The organism is Mesorhizobium sp. CA15, from assembly GCF_020165215.1.
Lineage (GTDB): Bacteria > Pseudomonadota > Alphaproteobacteria > Rhizobiales > Rhizobiaceae > Mesorhizobium.
Map to the genome: position 1 here is coordinate 300,816 of NZ_JAIUHQ010000002.1, position 16,162 is coordinate 316,977.

14 protein-coding genes and 2 pseudogenes are annotated in these 16,162 nt (G+C 63.5%); 15 read left to right on the plus strand and 1 reads right to left on the minus strand.

Annotated features, from left to right (window positions below; genetic code table 11):
* Window positions 1-18: 18 nt before the first annotated feature.
* The gene (locus LB515_RS04835; RefSeq protein WP_224706920.1) at window positions 19-369 is read right to left on the minus strand and encodes a RidA family protein; all 351 of its coding nucleotides are present in this window, start codon (window positions 367-369) and stop codon (window positions 19-21) included.
* 293 nt (window positions 370-662) lie between these two features.
* On the opposite strand from LB515_RS04835, the gene LB515_RS04840 reads away from it, so the two are divergent.
* From LB515_RS04840 to LB515_RS04910, 15 genes and pseudogenes are all read left to right on the plus strand, one after another.
* Window positions 663-1,850: an MFS transporter gene (locus tag LB515_RS04840; protein ID WP_224706921.1), complete on the plus strand. Its 1,188-nt coding sequence runs from the start codon at window positions 663-665 to the stop codon at window positions 1,848-1,850.
* Entirely contained in the window at window positions 1,850-2,611 is a 762-nt protein-coding gene (locus tag LB515_RS04845) for an SDR family NAD(P)-dependent oxidoreductase (RefSeq protein ID WP_224706922.1), read from the plus strand. Before LB515_RS04840 ends, LB515_RS04845 begins: the two co-directional genes overlap by 1 nt.
* Before the next feature lie 24 nt (window positions 2,612-2,635).
* Complete coding sequence (locus LB515_RS04850; RefSeq protein WP_224706923.1) at window positions 2,636-3,658, plus strand: NAD-dependent epimerase/dehydratase family protein; 1,023 nt, start codon at window positions 2,636-2,638, stop codon at window positions 3,656-3,658.
* A gap of 11 nt (window positions 3,659-3,669) precedes the next feature.
* Complete coding sequence (locus LB515_RS04855; protein ID WP_224706924.1) at window positions 3,670-4,599, plus strand: polysaccharide deacetylase family protein; 930 nt, start codon at window positions 3,670-3,672, stop codon at window positions 4,597-4,599.
* 3 nt (window positions 4,600-4,602) lie between these two features.
* Window positions 4,603-5,937 carry a dihydroorotase gene (locus tag LB515_RS04860; RefSeq protein ID WP_224706925.1) on the plus strand — a complete coding sequence of 445 codons (1,335 nt, stop codon included), beginning with the start codon at window positions 4,603-4,605 and terminating at the stop codon, window positions 5,935-5,937.
* 5 nt (window positions 5,938-5,942) lie between these two features.
* Complete coding sequence (locus LB515_RS04865) at window positions 5,943-6,716, plus strand: SDR family NAD(P)-dependent oxidoreductase (protein WP_224543018.1); 774 nt, start codon at window positions 5,943-5,945, stop codon at window positions 6,714-6,716.
* Between the two features lie 26 nt (window positions 6,717-6,742).
* Window positions 6,743-6,884, plus strand: a pseudogene (locus LB515_RS04870) (MucR family transcriptional regulator); the annotation flags it as partial.
* A gap of 568 nt (window positions 6,885-7,452) precedes the next feature.
* A pseudogene (locus LB515_RS04875) lies at window positions 7,453-7,599 on the plus strand (Arm DNA-binding domain-containing protein); the annotation flags it as partial.
* Between the two features lie 986 nt (window positions 7,600-8,585).
* Complete coding sequence (locus tag LB515_RS04880) at window positions 8,586-9,323, plus strand: heme-binding protein (RefSeq protein WP_224523221.1); 738 nt, start codon at window positions 8,586-8,588, stop codon at window positions 9,321-9,323.
* A gap of 41 nt (window positions 9,324-9,364) precedes the next feature.
* The gene (locus LB515_RS04885) at window positions 9,365-11,197 is read left to right on the plus strand and encodes a methanol/ethanol family PQQ-dependent dehydrogenase (RefSeq protein ID WP_224543019.1); all 1,833 of its coding nucleotides are present in this window, start codon (window positions 9,365-9,367) and stop codon (window positions 11,195-11,197) included.
* Window positions 11,178-12,047, plus strand: a complete 870-nt coding sequence (locus tag LB515_RS04890; protein WP_224706926.1) for a substrate-binding domain-containing protein — start codon at window positions 11,178-11,180, stop codon at window positions 12,045-12,047. Before LB515_RS04885 ends, LB515_RS04890 begins: the two co-directional genes overlap by 20 nt.
* The gene (locus tag LB515_RS04895) at window positions 12,044-12,577 is read left to right on the plus strand and encodes a c-type cytochrome (protein ID WP_224600536.1); all 534 of its coding nucleotides are present in this window, start codon (window positions 12,044-12,046) and stop codon (window positions 12,575-12,577) included. Before LB515_RS04890 ends, LB515_RS04895 begins: the two co-directional genes overlap by 4 nt.
* Window positions 12,574-13,587: a cytochrome c oxidase subunit II gene (gene coxB, locus LB515_RS04900; protein WP_224523224.1), complete on the plus strand. Its 1,014-nt coding sequence runs from the start codon at window positions 12,574-12,576 to the stop codon at window positions 13,585-13,587. The genes LB515_RS04895 and coxB overlap by 4 nt, the downstream gene beginning before the upstream one ends.
* Window positions 13,584-15,560 (plus strand): cytochrome c oxidase subunit I, encoded by a 1,977-nt coding sequence (gene ctaD, locus LB515_RS04905; RefSeq protein WP_224523225.1) that lies wholly within the window; start codon window positions 13,584-13,586, stop codon window positions 15,558-15,560. The genes coxB and ctaD overlap by 4 nt, the downstream gene beginning before the upstream one ends.
* On the plus strand, window positions 15,557-16,162 hold the full coding sequence (locus LB515_RS04910; protein WP_095768541.1) for a heme-copper oxidase subunit III: 606 nt from the start codon (window positions 15,557-15,559) through the stop codon (window positions 16,160-16,162). Before ctaD ends, LB515_RS04910 begins: the two co-directional genes overlap by 4 nt.

The following is a 16,162-nucleotide window of genomic DNA, read 5'->3' on the forward strand; positions in this document are numbered from 1 at the left end:
GTCCCCTCGCCGGCCGGCTCATCCGACGGCCGCCGTCACCATGATCTCGACACGGTACTGGTCGCCGGCAAGCCGCGCTTCCACCGTGGCGCGCACCGGCATGGCGCTCCTGTCGATCCAGGCGTCCCAGGCCGTGTTCATCATCTCGAAATCGGCGATGTCGCGGAGCCAGATCTGGACGCTGAGCAGCTTCGACTTGTCGCTGCCGGCCTTGGCCAGAAGCGTATCGATCTTGGCCAGGATCTGCTTGGTCTGGCTGGTGGTGTCGGCGGAAAGATCATCCGCGGTCAGGCCGGCCACATAGACGGTGCCGTTGTAGCGGAGCACCCGGCAGAAGCGCTGGCCGTTTTCGAGGCGTTCGATCGTCATGATGTTCCCTTCCGCTGGGTTCCAGATCCGGTTTTTGCCTATGGTAAGGAGGGTGCAAAACCGCTGTAAAGCCCGCAACGCGCCGAGACGCCGCTTTCCTTTGCCGGCATGGCCAAAAAAATTTAAGCCATAGCCGCGTCAATCTTCGTTTGTGGCAGCCACTATAAAGTGTAGCTTCAGCTCGGGCTGCCGTCGGTCAACGGTGCCGCCAGGGAGCCGCCGCAGCCGCATTCATGAGGTCGATCGCTCAATCCGCGATGAGGCTTTGGCAAAATGCTGAGCGCTCCCGCGCCATGCTGCCGATCATGGTCGGCGTCTGCCTCGCTTGCATCGGCAGCGCCATGCTGACCACCGCCGTGTCGCTGCATCTCGGCAAGCCCGGCATTTCGCCCCAGGTCGTGCAGATCGTGCTGACCGCCTATCCCGTGGGCTTCCTCGTCGGGTGCCTGGTCACGCGCCCGGCTGTCGCCCAATACGGCCACGAGCGCACCTTCGTCGCGATCCTTGTGCTGGCGCTGCTGGCCGCTTCAGGCTTTGTCTTCACCGACTTCCTGCCGAGCTGGATCTGCTTCCGCCTGCTCGGCGGCATGGCGATGGCGTCGTTGTTCGTGGTCTGCGAAAGCTGGATCAACCTCTACGCCGAGCACCACAATCGCGGCGCGTTGTTTTCGCTCTACATGCTGACGACGGCGATCGCCGTGCTGCTCGGACAACTCCTTGTCGGCCTGGTCGGTCCGCAATCGCCGCATCTGTTCCCGGTCGCGGCGGCGACGGTGCTTCTGGCGTTGATCTCCAAATTCATCGGCGGTCGCTGGCCGGCGCTGCCGGCCAGCGATCCGGAGCACGCAAGTTCGGCGAGACCGGTCAAGCGCCTCGGCCCGCTGGCGCTCTTTCGGCTGGCGCCGGTGACGGTCGTGGCGATCTTCCAAGGCGGCATCACCAACATGAACATCTTCGTGCTGACGCCGATCTACGGCACGCAGATCGGGCTGTCGGCGGCAACGACGGTCGGGCTGGTTACGACCATCAGCATCGCCGGCATGCTGGCGCAGACGCCAGTCGGCTGGCTGTCGGACAGGTTTGAGCGGCGAATCATATTGCTTGTCCAGGGCGTCCTGTCCGTCACGCTCTGCGCTGCGATCGCCTGGCTCGGCAATTTTTCGGTGCCGCTGCTCTTCGTGCTGTTCTTCCTCTATGGCTGCACGGCGCTCACCGTCTATCCCGTGGCGATGGCCTTCGGCGCCTCGCAATTGCACAGCCGGCACATGGTCGGCGCTTCCGGCACGCTGCTCCTGCTCTATTCGATCGGCAATGTCGCGACGCCCGGCATTTCCGCCGGCCTGATGGACCGCATGGGCGCGCCGGCCATGTTCCTCTTGCTCGGCGGCGGCGCCGTGCTGGTGACGATAGCTGCCTGCTACAATCTTTTACGCCGGCCGGTCATCGCGCCGGCGATGCAGGCAGTCGAGGAGCAGGTCTGATGACGGATGCAATGAACCGCATGAAGGGCAGCGTCATTCTCATCGCCGGCGCTGCCAGCGGCATCGGTGCGGCGATTGCACGACGCTGCGCTGCCGAAGGCGCAAGCGTCGTCTGCGCGGATTACGATTTTGAGGCTGCGACGAAGCTTGCCGAAGCGCTTGGCCCTGCCGCCGCCGCTTGCCAGTGCGATGTGACGAACATCGAGTCCGCCGAAGCGGCCGTCGCGTTCGCCCGGCAAAAATTCGGCCGGCTCGACGGGCTGGTGCACAATGCCGCGGCCCCCTCCACCAACGCCACCGTCGTCGATCTCGATGAGGGTGCGTGGCGGCACGAGATCGATATCGGCCTGACCGGCGCCTTTCTGATGAGCAAGTTCGCCGTGCCGCTGATCGCCGCAAGCGGCGGCGGCTCGATCGTCTTCATCGGCTCGCAATTCGGGCGCGTCGCCACGACCAAGGCCGTCGCCTATTGCGCTGCCAAGGCCGGGCTGATCCACCTTGCCAAGGCGATGGCCGTGGACCACGCGCCCGACAAGGTTCGCGTCAACAGCCTGTCGCCCGGCGCGGTGGCCACGACCCGCCTGCTGCGCCGGTTCGCCGATTTCGAGGCCGCCAATGCCGGCCTTGGTCCCGCCCATCTGCTCGGCCGCATCGCCGATCCTGACGAGATCGCCGCGGCGGCGGCTTTCCTGCTTTCCTCGGATGCATCCTTCGTCACCGGATCCGACATGCTCGTGGACGGCGGCTATGCGACGCGCTGAGCCCGTATTTTCAAAGGAGTTCCCATGACCCTGCTCGTCACTGGCGGCACCGGCTTCGTCATGAGCGTGGTTGCGCGCGCTTGGCTGGATCGCGACCCTCTGGCCCGCGCCGTGATCCTCGACCGCTCCGGCCTCGACGCAGCCGCTGAGAAGCATTTCGCGCCGGTGCGCGACCGGCTGACGATAATCGCCGCCGATATCCTCGACCCGCAAGCCTGGTCCGCGACGCTCGACCAGCAAGGCATCACGGCAATCGTCCACGGCGCGACGATCACGCCGATCTCACGCGGCAGCGCTTCGGAGGCCAAGCGCCAGCCGGAGGCCGAGGATCCGGCACGCATCGTTGACGTCAATCTGATGGGCACCGTGCGCATGCTGGAGTGGGCGCGCGCGAGGCCCGGCCTCAAGCGCTTCGTCTATGTCAGTTCCGGTTCGGTCTACCGCCACAACGGGCCCGACTGGAGTAGCGAGCCGCTGCCGGAAGACGGCTATGTCGCGCCGCTGACGCTCTACGGCATCTCGAAATTCGCTTCCGAGATGGTCACCAACCGCTATGCCGACCTGTTTAACCTGTCGGCGGTCTCGGTGCGGCTTGCTTCCGTCTACGGGCCGATGGACCGCGCCACCGAGAGCCGCAACTTTCGCCACGTCCCCAACCGCGTCGCGCATATGGCTCTGGCCGGCGAGACGATCAGGCCGAACAGCCTGGAGCCTGTCGGCGACTATGTCGCCTCGACCGACGTTTCCGCAGCGATCCTCGCGCTGATCGACGCGCCGCACCTCAATTACCGTCACTACAATATCGGCTCCGGCTCGAGCCAGACCATCGGCGAGATCATCGGTTGGGCAAAGGAACGCGTGCCGGGGCTGAAGGCCGAGGTGGCATCAGGAGAAGACGCCAACATCGTCCAGGACGTGGCGCTGAAAGGCGGTATGTGGGGCGCCTATGACATCGCCCGCATCCTGCGCGACACCACATGGCGGCCGCGTCCCGGCAAGGAAGCCTTCCACGCCTATATGGACTGGATTGCCGCCAACGAAAGCTGAGGAGAGTACCGATGCCGATCGATCTCCAGCATGCCCAGCCGCGCGACTTTGTCGGCTATGGCCCGCATCCGCCCTTCGTCACCTGGCCGGGCGGCGTGAAGCTCGCTGTCAACCTCGTGCTCAACTACGAGGAAGGTTCGGAATACAACTGGCTGGATGATGGCCGCAACGACAATTGGGGCGAATACAATCTGACCAGCAGCCCGCCGGTGCGCGATCTCGGCACCGAGACGCATTTCGAATATGGCAGCCGCGCCGGCGTCTGGCGCCTGGTGCGCCTCTTCGATCGCTATGACATTCCGGTCACCTTTTCCGCCTGCGCCGTGGCGCTGGAGCGCAACCCGCCTTTGGTCGAGTGGATGAAGAGCCGCCGCCACGACCTGATGGGCCATGGCCTGCGCTGGATCGACTACACGATGATGGAGCGCGGCGAGGAAGAGCGTCACCTGCACGAAGCCATCGCGCTTTACGAGAAGCTGCTCGGCAAGCGGCCGCTCGGCTGGAACTGCCGCTCGCTGCCCAGCGTCAACACGCGCGACCTTCTGGTGAAGGAAGGCGGCTTCCTTTACCACTCCGATCCCTGCAATGACGACCTGCCTTATTTCCTCGACCACCGGGGCACGGATATACTGGTCGTCCCCTACTCCAAGACGCTCAACGACAGCCGCTATCTGGTGGCTCCGGGCTATAGCAATCCCCGCGACTTCGCCGAGGACTGCCGCTCGGCCATCGACTATATGCTCTCCGAAGCCGACGAGACCGGCGGCCGCATGCTGACCATCGGCATCCACGCCCGCTGGACGGGCCAGCCCAACCGCGCATCGGGTCTACGCGAGGTGATCGAGCATATCCAACAAAGCGACGGCGCCGCCTTCATGCGCCGCGAGGACATCGCCCGCTTCTGGCATGCGAACCATAGCCGCATCGAACAGCGCGGCTGAGCGATGTTCGAAACGCTGATCCGCGGTGGAATGGTGGTGAATGCCGAAGGCATCAGCCGCAGCGATATCGGAATCGCCGCGGGCAAGGTCGCCGCAATCATAGCGCCCGGCGAAGCCGCCGAAGCCAGGATGGTCGTCGATGCCTCAGACTGTTTCTTGCTGCCAGGTCTGGTCGATGCGCATGCACATCTGCGCGACCCTGGCCTGACTCAAAAGGAAGATTTCTCCTCCGGCACGCATGCGGCCGCACTCGGCGGCGTGACGACAGTGCTCGACATGCCGACCGATGAACCGTGGACGGCCACGCCAACGCAACTCGCCGACAAGATGGCGATCGCCGAAGGCCGCATCCATGTCGACGTCGGCCTGCAGGCCGTGATCAGCCGCGACCTGTCGCTCATTCCTGGCCTGCTTAGCCTTGCGCCGGTGTCGTTCGAGCTGTTCACCGCCGACGTGCCGGACGCCTTCCTCTTTGCCTCGCTCGACGCGGTCGCCGAAGCGCTCAAAGCTTTTGCCGGTGCCGATACGCTGATCGGCATTTCACCCGGCGATCAATCGATCCTGAACGGCAGCGCTATGCGCGACCGCTCGGGCGCCATCGCCGCCTTTCTGGACAGCCGGCCGCCGCTGGCTGAAGCCAACGGCATCGCCCGCGCCCTTGTCGCCGCGGCCTCGGCGGAGGCAAAAATCCACGTCCGGCAGATCAATTCCGAACTGGGTGTCGAGACCTGGAGCCGGCTGCGCGGCATGGCCGACGCCAGCGTCGAGACGACGCCGCAGAACCTGTTCTTCACAGCGCAAGATTACGAAGCTCTGGGCGCCAATCTGAAGGCTTCGCCGCCCTTGCGGTCGCCGCATGACGTCGATGCGCTGCACGCTGCGCTCGGCGCGGGACTGATCGACATCGTCGCCACCGACCATGCTCCGCACGCACCGGCCGAGAAGGCGGCGCCTTATGCGGCTTTCGCTGACATTCCGGGCGGCATGCCGGGATTGCAGACGCTGCTTCCCACCATGCTGAAGCTGGTCGATGACGGGCTCATCGCCCTCCCCGATCTGGTGCGCATGTGCTCTCGCAATCCGGCCGAGCGCTTCGGCCTCGGCCGACGCAAAGGCCGCATCGCCGCCGGCTACGACGCCGATCTGCTGATCCTCGATCCACACCAACCCAGCACGATCGCCAATGCCGACCAGGTGTCTCGGGCCGGCTATACGCCCTTCGACGGTTGGGCCGTGAAAGCGCGCCTGACCAACGTCTTCCTGCGCGGCCGCGAGATCGTGCGCGCAGGCAGGCTGGTCGGCCCGGCGCAGGGAAAGATCGTCACCCGGGAGAGCTGAACACCATGGCCTTGCTCGCAAGTAAAACCGTCATCGTCACCGGAGCGAGCTCCGGCATCGGCCGTGCCATCGCGCTGAAATTCGCGGCGGAGGGCGCGAGCGTCGTCGTTGCCGACATGGTGGAGCAGCCGATCGAGGACGGCGAGAGCACCACTGACATGATCCGCTCGGCCGGCGGCGCTGCAATCTACGTCAAGACCGACATATCCGACTGGAGTGCCGTCGATGCGCTGGTGGGCGCAACGGTTGCGCGGTTCGGTCGCCTCGACGTGATGGTCAACAATGCCGCGATCTACACCAGCACCAACCTGATCGAGACCACGCCGGAACAGTGGAACCGCGTCATCGGTGTCAACCTGACCGGGTTCTTCTACTGCAACAAGCGCGCCGTCACGCAGATGCTGACCCAGGCGCCGGTCAATGAGGTGCGCGGCCGGATCATCAACATCTCCTCGCAGCACGGCATGGTTGCCTGCCCCGGCGATTTTCCCTATTCGGTGAGCAAGGGCGGTATCGTGCAGATGACGCGCCAGATCGCCGTCGACCATGCCGACGACCTGATCGTCTGCAACGCCATCGCGCCGGGCAAGATCATCACCGGCAAGCCGGGCGTCGCCAACGATCCTGGTGCGCTCGAGTATTCGCGCCGGCGCACGCCGTGGCCGCGGCTCGGGCATCCTAACGACGTGGCGGGCGCGGCGCTGTTCCTGGCCAGCGATATGGCCAGCTACGTCACCGGGATAAACCTGATGGTTGACGGCGGCTGGATGGCCGGCTGACGAGTGATTGCCGGGCCGCTCTGGCAACCAGGCACGGGATGACGCCTGACGAATACCGGGCGAAGTGGGGACTGGCGAAGGACTACCCTAATGATTGCCCCAAACTATTCGGCCGCCCGATCGGAATCTCGAACTAACGAAGGAAAGCGTCCGGCCTCGAGTTTCTAGGGCGTGGGCAAAGCGCGGGAAAGCCGTGGGCGAAGCCATTTTTTTGCAATGAAATCAAAGGTCATGGTGGGCCCGGAGGGTGTGAGGTCGTCAAGCAAAATCAATGGCTTACAGGATGGTTAGCCAACCCATATCCTTCGTATCGTCTCGTATGGTCTGGCGAACCGGATAAGAACCCGAAATGAGCCACCGTCTTATTCGCTAATCGTAGGTCGAAGGTTCGATTCCTGCCGGGTTCACCACTTGGGCTCGCTATAGTCTCACCTGACGTTGTTAAGGTCGGTATTCCGGGCAACACCGCCCTATCGCTCACTGAAAATCCTCGTGTCAGTGGTTCGAATCCGCCTCTGGCACCATCCCCTCTTCTCCCGACAGTCCCTATCGCCGAAGCTTCTACGCCGCAGCCTCTGCAAACGCCTGAAATTGTTGGCTTTTTCGGGTCAGTTCGCGAATTTGAGCGCGGTTGGGCCGTTTCGAGTGCATTTGGTCCAACGGAGGGTGGGGATGGTATTTTCGTTGGTATTGGACATCCTGTTGGTATCGAAACAGCCAAAGGGAGGTCTCACGAATGGCCCTTTCTGATGTGAAATGCCGAAACGCTCGCCCCGCTACTAAGCTTGTGAAACTCTCTGACAGTTGCGGACTCCAACTGTGGGTGCAGCCTACGGGATCTCGCCTCTGGCGCCTCGCATATCGCTTTGACGGCAAGCACCGGCGCGCGCCTCCGTGAAGTCGATGCTTGATGCCCAGCTTTCCGCTTGTTGATCGCAACATAGACGTGGGTGCGTCGAAGTTCTTGATTTATCGCGGGCAAAGATCAGAAGCTCTCCAGGATGGCTCCGTATCGCTCGGCCCTACCTTTGAACGGCGATTTAGCCATTAAAGCTACCAATGCGTCCCCTGGACCGCACGACACGCGCAATTACATACAGTGGCAAATCCTAATAAGGAAAAATACGCCCACTCCATAAGGGATGATGAGAAGTCCGAGAGCGATCCAATAGCCCGGCTGCGCTATTGCGGCGAAATCTGAGCGAAGTTGTTCCATCTGCCCCAAACGATGCGCCAACATCGTTGTTCCAAGGGGCAACAATGCGAGCGGCATATGACCTTCCTGATTTGCCGGCAAATGTAAAAAGTTCTGAGCTTCCAGCTCGAGGCAGGAACAAGCTGTGGGGACGTTGGGTGGCTGCTCTAACGCCAGAACAGGTCACGGCAGCCTGTTGCGCGAGCCCGAGTACTTGGATCAAAATTTGATTTGAGCGAAGCAAGTCCGCGTTCGAGCGTGGTGGCCGTCTTCCCTCGCCGGAACAGCTGCTTGCGCCAGGCATTTCTGGCGAGGCTGGGATAATCGGCAAAAGCGCATGTAACCACTTAACTCGATCTCGATCGGCGTACTGAGCGGTTCAGGGAATTCGCGTTTCAGACAGGTCAGGTAGCTTTGCTATCTGCCGCGGTCGCAACAAATGGCCAAGCCTGTCCAACGCCATAATTCGGCCTGTCGTCGACGCATTGGTGCGGCCAGTGATCCAAACTGGTTCCGCTGCCCGGCGTCCTTACAGGCCAGCGGTCTTGGTCGGCTACAAACCTCTTCATGAAGGAGGAACAAAGCAGCCGGCTGTCAGTTCGGTAATATTCAACAAATTGTTCCGGATCATGGCTCATCGTCGGTTTTTGTTGCTAGCTTTGGGCCTTCTGGTCTTGGCGTTTGGCTCGACGCAGCAAAACGCCGCTCACGCGCAAGCGCCCTGCCCGGCCGATCACGACAAGCTGCTTTCGGCCTTGAAGGCCAACGTCAAGGCGAGCGGCGGCCCCGCGAATGGCGGCTTCGAGACCAATGAATGGGCGGCAATCGTTGCCCGCGACGGCACCGTCTGCGCCGTTGCCTTCAGTGGACCCACCGCCGATGCGCAATGGCCGGGCAGCCGGCTGATCGCGGCCGAGAAGGCCAACACGGCCAATGGCCTCAGCCTAGTGAACATGGCGCTGTCGACAGCCAATCTCTATGCCGGGGTGCAACCAGGCGGACCGCTGTTCGGTCTGCAGACCACCAATCCCGTCAACCAGGCAGCGGCTTACACAGGCGACCCCAAGACGTTCGGCAGCGCCAACGATCCGCTGATCGGCGAGCCGATCGGCGGCGTCGTCGTGTTCGGCGGGGGCCTGGCTCTCTACGACGGCAAGGCGATCGTCGGTGGCCTCGGGATCAGCGGCGATTCCTCCTGCGCTGACCACAACGTCGCCTGGCGCGTTCGCGCCGCCCTGGGGCTCGATAAGGTTCCGGCGGGCGTCAATCCCAACCGCAAGGATGCCATCATCTACGATCTTGATCCCGGCGGGAAAAGCGCCTCGGGCTGGGGCCACCCGCTTTGTGCCGGGCACGAGGCCGATATAGCGGCGGAAATCGGTTCCGGCGTCGGAGGTTCGACGCCGAAATGAAGCAAGCAGCGCAACCGGTACGATCCTGCGGGGAAGCCCCGATGACCAAGCGCTCGTCGGCGCCCCGAAAACATTCTCCGGGCGCCCTTGCAGCGATGCTGTTGGTCTGCGCCCCCTTGCTGACAGCCGCTTCGGAATCGCCGCCGGCACCCGCGATCTCACCGCCTGCCGCGGCCGCGCCGCCCGATGACGGGCAATGGACGATGCCCGCCAAGAACTACGCCTCGACCCGCTATAGCGAGCTCGCCGAGATCAATGAAGGCAACGTCAAGAATCTGCAGGTCGCCTTCACCTTCTCGACCGGGGTGAACAAGGGCCAGGAAGCGGCGCCCTTGGTGGTCGGCAGCACGATGTACATCGTGAGCCCGTTTCCCAACATCATCTACGCACTCGATCTCTCCAAGCCCGGCGCGCCGATGAAATGGAAATACGAACCCAATCCTGAGCCCGCCGCGCAAGGGGTTGCCTGCTGCGACGTCGTCAACCGCGGCGCGGCTTTCGCGGATGGGCGCATCTTCTTCAACACGCTCGACGGCCACACCATCGCGCTCGATGCGAACACCGGCCAGCCGGTCTGGAATGCCCATGTCGGCAACATCAATATCGGCGAAACCATCACCATGGCGCCGCTTGTGGTGAAAGGCAAAGTGCTGGTCGGCAATTCCGGCGGCGAGATGGGCGTTCGCGGCTGGGTCAAGGCGCTCGACGCTGGCGACGGTCATGTCGTCTGGACGGCTTACAACACCGGCCCCGACAAGGAGGTGCTGATCGGCCCGGACTTCAAGCCGCATTACGACATGGACAAAGGCAAAGACCTCGGCGTCACGACATGGCCGCCGGAAGCCTGGAAGATCGGCGGCGGCAATATGTGGGGCTGGATTTCCTACGATCCGGATCTCAATCTCATCTTCCACGGCACCGGCAATCCCGGCCCCTGGAATCCCGATCTGCGGCCCGGCGACAACAAATGGACATCGGGCATTTTCGCCCGCGACCCCGATACCGGAGCGGCGAAATGGTTCTACCAGTGGACCCCGCACGACCTGCACGACTATGACGGCATCAACGAGCAGATCCTGCTCGACATGAACTGGCAGGGCAAGCCGCGCAAGGTGCTGGTCCGGCCGGAACGCAACGGCTATCTCTACGTCCTTGATCGCACCACCGGCGAGGTCCTGTCCGCAAAACCTTACGGCCCCGTCAATTCCAGCAAGGGCGTCGATCTCAAGACCGGCCGCCTGATCGAAAACCCGGACAAGCTGACGGGCACCGGCAAGGTCGTCCGCGACATCTGCCCGACCGCGTCGGGCCTCAAGGACTGGCAGCCTTCCGCCTTCTCGCCGAAGACCGGTCTGCTCTACATCCCGCACAACAATCTGTGCATGGACGAAGAAGGCGTCGAGGTGAACTACATCGCCGGCACGCCCTACGTCGGGATGAACGTCCGCATGATCCCGGGGCCGGGCGGCAATCGCGGCGCCTTCACGGCGTGGGATATCGCGGCCGAAAAACCCGCCTGGAGCCTCAAGGAGAATTTCCCGGTGTGGAGCGGCGCGGTTGTCACCGCCGGCGATGTGGTCTTTTATGGAACGATGGAAGGCTGGTTCAAGGCGGTGAGCGCCAAGACCGGCGACCTGCTCTGGCAGTTCAAGACCTCGTCCGGCATTATCGGCCAGCCCATCACCTATCGCGGCCCGGACGGCCACCAATACGTCGCCATCTTGTCCGGCGTCGGCGGTTGGGCAGGCGCCATCGTTTCGGGCGACCTCGACCCGCGTGATGCCACCGCCGCGCTCGGTTTCGTCAATGCGATGAAGGACCTGAAGAACGCGACCACGGCGGGAGGCACGCTCTATGTGTTCCGGCTGCCCTGATGTGTTCGGTGTGATCCACAGCGTGGCGCGGAAGGCTTTCCCGCCGATAGCGCTCGGCATCACCGCGCTCGCCTTGCTGCTCTTTCCGGCGACGGCCGGCGCTCGTGAACTCAGGGTCTGCGCCGACCCTAACAACCTGCCCTTTTCCAATGCAGCCGGACAGGGATTCGAGAACAGGATCGCCGAAATCATCGCCGCCGATCTCGGCGCGAAGCTGACCTACATCTGGTGGGCGCAGCGCCGCGGCTTCGTGCGCAACACGCTGAAGGCGGGTCTCTGCGATCTCGTGCCCGGCACGCCGGCCAATTTCGAAATGCTGCGCACCACGACCCCCTACTACCGGTCGTCTTATGTCTTCGTGACCCGGAAAGCCGGTCCGGACGTAACGTCCTTTAACGACCCGCGGCTGCGCGACATGCGCATCGGCGTTCAACTCATCGGCGACGACGGCGCCAACTCGCCTCCGGTCCAGGCGCTCGGCCGCCGCGGCATCATCGGTCACTTGGTGGGCTATCCGGTCTATGGCGACTACTCCGCCCCCAATCCGCCGGCCCGCATCGTCGAGGCGGTGGCGAGCGGCGAGATCGACCTAGCCGTGGTATGGGGCCCGCTTGCCGGCTATTTTGCCCAGAAGCAGAAGGTCCCGCTGCGCATCACGCCGGTTGCGCCTCGCATCGACGGACCGCAATTACCCATGATCTACGATATTTCGATGGGCGTGCGGCGCGAGGACGACGCCTTGCGCAGCGACGTGAACACTGCCTTGGCCAAGCACAAGGCGGAGATCGAGGCATTGCTGGCGCAGTATGGCGTGCCGCGCCTCGATGCTTCGGGGAGTCCGGTGCGATGAGGTGCGCTGCCGCTATGCTTGTTCCTGTGGTGCTGATGCTCGTCGGTTGCCAGCGCGAGGAGCGGGATACGCGCCCGCAATCGGCCCTCGGCTCGGGCGAGCAGCCGATGCCGGTGACAACTCTGGAACCCGGCGGGCAGCGGCCCTCCCCCACAGACAACAAAGCGGCGAGCTTCGAGGCCAATGCCTTTCATCTGAGCGAAGGCAAGCGCCTGTTCGGCTGGTTCAACTGCTCAGGATGCCATGCCAATGGCGGCGGCGGCATGGGCCCGGCGCTGATGGACGAAAAGTGGATCTATGGCAGCTCGATGGAAAGCATCCATGCCACGATCCGCGACGGGCGGCCGAACGGAATGCCCAGCTTCCGCGACAAGGTCCCGGACGACCAGATCTGGGAGCTTGCGGCCTTCGTTCGCTCGTTGAGCGGCAACGCGCCTTCCTCCGCCGCGCCGTCGCGCAATGACGACATGATGGCGCATCCATCGGAAAACCGTATGCCGAATGCCGCCACGCTGGGGAAATCGCCGTGAAACGCTTCGCCTCGATTGCGTTCGCCACGGCAATCGCCCTGTTTCTTCAGGGATGCGCAGGCTGGCAATCGGCGCTCGACCCGAAAGGTCCCGCGGCAAGTGAGCTCGCATGGCTGATTTGGTTCTTCACCGGCCTGTGCGCGGTGGTGTGGGTGCTGGTGATGATCGCTCTTGCCTTGCCATTAATGATCCGGCCACGAGAGCGCGCCGAGCCGCTTGTAATCGACGCCGATGCCGACAACCGCAAGCTGCGCGTGGTGTTGACCGCCGTAGCGCTGACCGCGGTGATCCTGGTCGGCCTCACGCTGCTCAGCTTCTTTGCCAACAGGACGCTTGCGGCGATCGGCTCGGACGCCGCGCTGACCATTCGGATCACCGGCCACCAATGGTGGTGGGAGGTGCGCTATGAGGACGCTACGCCGAGCCGCATCTTGACCACGGCGAACGAGATCCACATTCCAGCCGGCGAGCCGGTGCGGCTTCTTATCACCTCGACCGACGTGATTCACTCCTTCTGGGTGCCGAGCCTTTCCGGCAAGCTCGACCTCATTCCGGGCCACATGAACGTGCTCGACATCAAGGCCGATAAACCGGGCGTCTATCGTGGCCAATGCGCCGAGTTCTGCGGCGCGCAGCACGCCAACATGGGCACCTTCATCATCGCCGAGCCGCGCGAAAAGTTCGACGCCTGGTGGAACGATCAGCTGCAACCAGCCGCCGCTCCAATGAGCGACGAGGCCAAGGCAGGCGAGGACCTGTTCCTGAAACGCCCTTGCGTCATGTGTCACAAGGTCGGCGGCACCCCCGCCGGAGGAACGGTCGCTCCCGACCTGACGCATATAGCCAGCCGGCAAACGCTTGCGGCCGGAACATTGACGATGAGCCGCGGCAATCTCGCCGCCTGGATAGCCGATCCGCAAGGCATCAAGCCGGGTTCTCACATGCCGGTAGCCGATCTGAGCGGCGACGAGCTCAACGCCATCGTCGCCTATCTCGAGGGGCTGAAATGAGCAGCGCGGATCTCACCAGCGAACGCGATCTGCCGCCCGAACGCGAGGCGTCCGCCAAAGGCGATCTTGCACCCGAGCGCGACGGGCCGCGCGACACCGGCTTGGACGATACCAGCCTGCATCGGTGGCTGGCGCGGACGTGGCGTACGCCTCCCGGTATCATCGGCGCGCTGTCGAGCGTCGATCACAAGGTCATCGCACGGCGTTATCTGATCACCGCGTTCCTGTTTCTGTGTTTGGGCGGCCTCAACGCCGTTGTCATGCGCATCCAACTCTCCGGCCCGCGGCGCGGCCTGATCGGGCCGGATCTCTACAACCAGCTGTTCACGATGCACGGCGTCACCATGATGTTCCTGTTCGCTGTGCCCATCGTCCAGGCGACAGGAATCTATCTGGTGCCGTTAATGGTCGGCACCCGCAACATCGCCTTCCCGCGCCTCAATGCCTTCAGCTATTGGGTCTATGTCTCAGGAGGCCTCTTCGCCTGGGTGTCTTTCGCCCTCTCGATGGCGCCGGATGTCGGCTGGTTCGCCTATGTGCCGCTGTCCGGGCCGGAATACGCTCCAGGCAAGCGCGCCGACGTCTGGGCGCAGATGATCACCTATACAGAGGTGTCATCCCTGGCGGTCGCCGTCGCGACAATCGTCACCGTGTTCAAGCACCGGGCACCCGGTATGTCGCTCGACAAGATCCCGCTCTACGTCTGGGCATTGCTGGTCACGTCCTTCGTCGTCGTCTTCGCCATGCCGGCGGTAATGGTCACTTCGACCTTCCTGATCCTCGACCGGCTCGTCGGCACGCATATCTTCAACCCGGCGGAAGGCGGCGACGCGCTGCTGTTCCAGCATCTTTTCTGGTTCTTCGGACATCCCGAAGTCTACATCATCTTCCTGCCGGCGACCGGCATGGTCTCCGCCATCATCCCGGCCTTCGCCCGGCGCCCGACGTTCGGCCATCTCGGCTTGGTCCTGTCGTTGATCGCCGTCGGTTTCCTATCGTTCGGCCTCTGGGTCCACCACATGTTCGCGACCGGGCTGCCGAAACTGGGGGCCAGCTTCTTCACCGCGTCTAGCATGATGATTGCAATCCCCAACGGCGTTCAGATCTTCTGCTGGCTGGCGACTTTGTGGGACGGCAGACCGGTGATCCGCACGCCGCTGCTGTTCGTCTTCGGCTTCTTCTTCACCTTCGTCATCGGCGGCCTGACTGGCGTCATGCTTGCCTCAGTGCCGCTCGACCTGCAGGTGCACGACACCTATTTCGTCGTCGCTCATTTCCATTACGTGCTGATCGGCGGCTCGGTCTTTCCGCTGCTCGGAGCTGCCTATTTCTGGTTTCCCAAAATCACCGGCCGCATGATGAGCGAGCGCCTCGGGCGTTGGCACTTTTGGCTGGCGATGGTCGGCTTCAACGCGGCCTTCTTCCCCATGCATATCGTCGGCCTGTGGGGCATGCCGCGCAGGGTCTACACCTATCCGGCAGAGCTCGGCTGGGGGAACATCAATTTCTTCATCAGCGCCGGCGCGGTGCTCTTCTTCCTGAGCTTCGTGCTGTTTGCCTTCAACCTCGTCCACAGCGCATTGAGGGGTGCGCCTGCCGGCGACAATCCCTGGGACGCCGGCACGCTCGAATGGGCAACGTCCTCGCCGCCGCCCAGCTACAATTTCGCGCGCATTCCGATCGTGACGAATATCGAGCCGCTCTGGGCCCAGCGCGAGGCGCTCCCCGTCGCGACCGGGCTTCGCGTCGACGTGCGCGAGTTGGTCGTCTCGACGGTGGCGGAAGCCCATCCCGACATCCGCGAGAAATCGGCGACGCCGTCGATCTGGCCGCTGCTGGCGGCCATCGCCGTGGGCGGCACCTTCCTCTACTCGATCTTCACGCCCTGGGCGATCGTCTGGGGCGCCGCGCCGATCGCCATCACCTTGATCGGATGGTTCTGGCCCAAGGGCGATCCGGAGGACGAGGAATGAACCAGCGTCCCGCCATGGATCTTTCCGCCCTCCCGACCTTTGGACATGGCCCGCGTAGCCCGACCTGGTGGGGTACGCTTGGCTTCATGGCGTTGGAGGGCACGGGCTTTGCGCTGGCCGCCGGCGCCTATCTCTATCTCGCGACCTTGTGGCCCAACTGGCGCCTAAGCGCTCCACAGCCCAACCATTGGCCCGGAACGATCGTGACGCTGCTTCTCATCGCCAGCCTGATTCCCAACCACATACTGAACGGCTACGCCAAGCAATGCGCTATCGGACCGGTGCGGATCGGGATGGTGGTGATGTCGCTGCTCGGCATAGCGCCGCTCGTCGTACGCTGGTTCGAATTTCCCGCGCTGAACATCTACTGGGACACGAACGCCTACGGCTCGATGCTGTGGGTGCTGCTCGGTCTCCACACCACGCATCTGATCACCGATGTCGGCGACACGATCGTTCTGACGGTGCTGATGTTCACGCACCATGGCTACAGCGGCCGGCGCTTCGGCGATGTCGGCGACAATGTCTTCTACTGGGACTTCGTGGTCCTCACCTGGATCCCGATCTACCTGCTCATCTACTGGCTACCGAGGTTGGGCTGA

What these genes read in the sequence shown, in the direction of transcription:
- LB515_RS04840 (WP_224706921.1), top strand. Translation starts at nt 663, where the DNA reads ATGCTGCCGATCATGGTCGGCGTCTGCCTCGCTTGCATCGGCAGCGCC.
- LB515_RS04850 (WP_224706923.1), top strand. Translation starts at nt 2,636, where the DNA reads ATGACCCTGCTCGTCACTGGCGGCACCGGCTTCGTCATGAGCGTGGTT.
- LB515_RS04855 (WP_224706924.1), top strand. Translation starts at nt 3,670, where the DNA reads ATGCCGATCGATCTCCAGCATGCCCAGCCGCGCGACTTTGTCGGCTAT.
- LB515_RS04835 (WP_224706920.1), bottom strand. Translation starts at nt 369, where the DNA reads ATGACGATCGAACGCCTCGAAAACGGCCAGCGCTTCTGCCGGGTGCTC.
- LB515_RS04860 (WP_224706925.1), top strand. Translation starts at nt 4,603, where the DNA reads ATGTTCGAAACGCTGATCCGCGGTGGAATGGTGGTGAATGCCGAAGGC.
- LB515_RS04895 (WP_224600536.1), top strand. Translation starts at nt 12,044, where the DNA reads ATGAGGTGCGCTGCCGCTATGCTTGTTCCTGTGGTGCTGATGCTCGTC.
- LB515_RS04910 (WP_095768541.1), top strand. Translation starts at nt 15,557, where the DNA reads ATGAACCAGCGTCCCGCCATGGATCTTTCCGCCCTCCCGACCTTTGGA.
- LB515_RS04865 (WP_224543018.1), top strand. Translation starts at nt 5,943, where the DNA reads ATGGCCTTGCTCGCAAGTAAAACCGTCATCGTCACCGGAGCGAGCTCC.
- LB515_RS04890 (WP_224706926.1), top strand. Translation starts at nt 11,178, where the DNA reads ATGTGTTCCGGCTGCCCTGATGTGTTCGGTGTGATCCACAGCGTGGCG.
- LB515_RS04885 (WP_224543019.1), top strand. Translation starts at nt 9,365, where the DNA reads ATGACCAAGCGCTCGTCGGCGCCCCGAAAACATTCTCCGGGCGCCCTT.
- LB515_RS04845 (WP_224706922.1), top strand. Translation starts at nt 1,850, where the DNA reads ATGACGGATGCAATGAACCGCATGAAGGGCAGCGTCATTCTCATCGCC.
- ctaD (WP_224523225.1), top strand. Translation starts at nt 13,584, where the DNA reads ATGAGCAGCGCGGATCTCACCAGCGAACGCGATCTGCCGCCCGAACGC.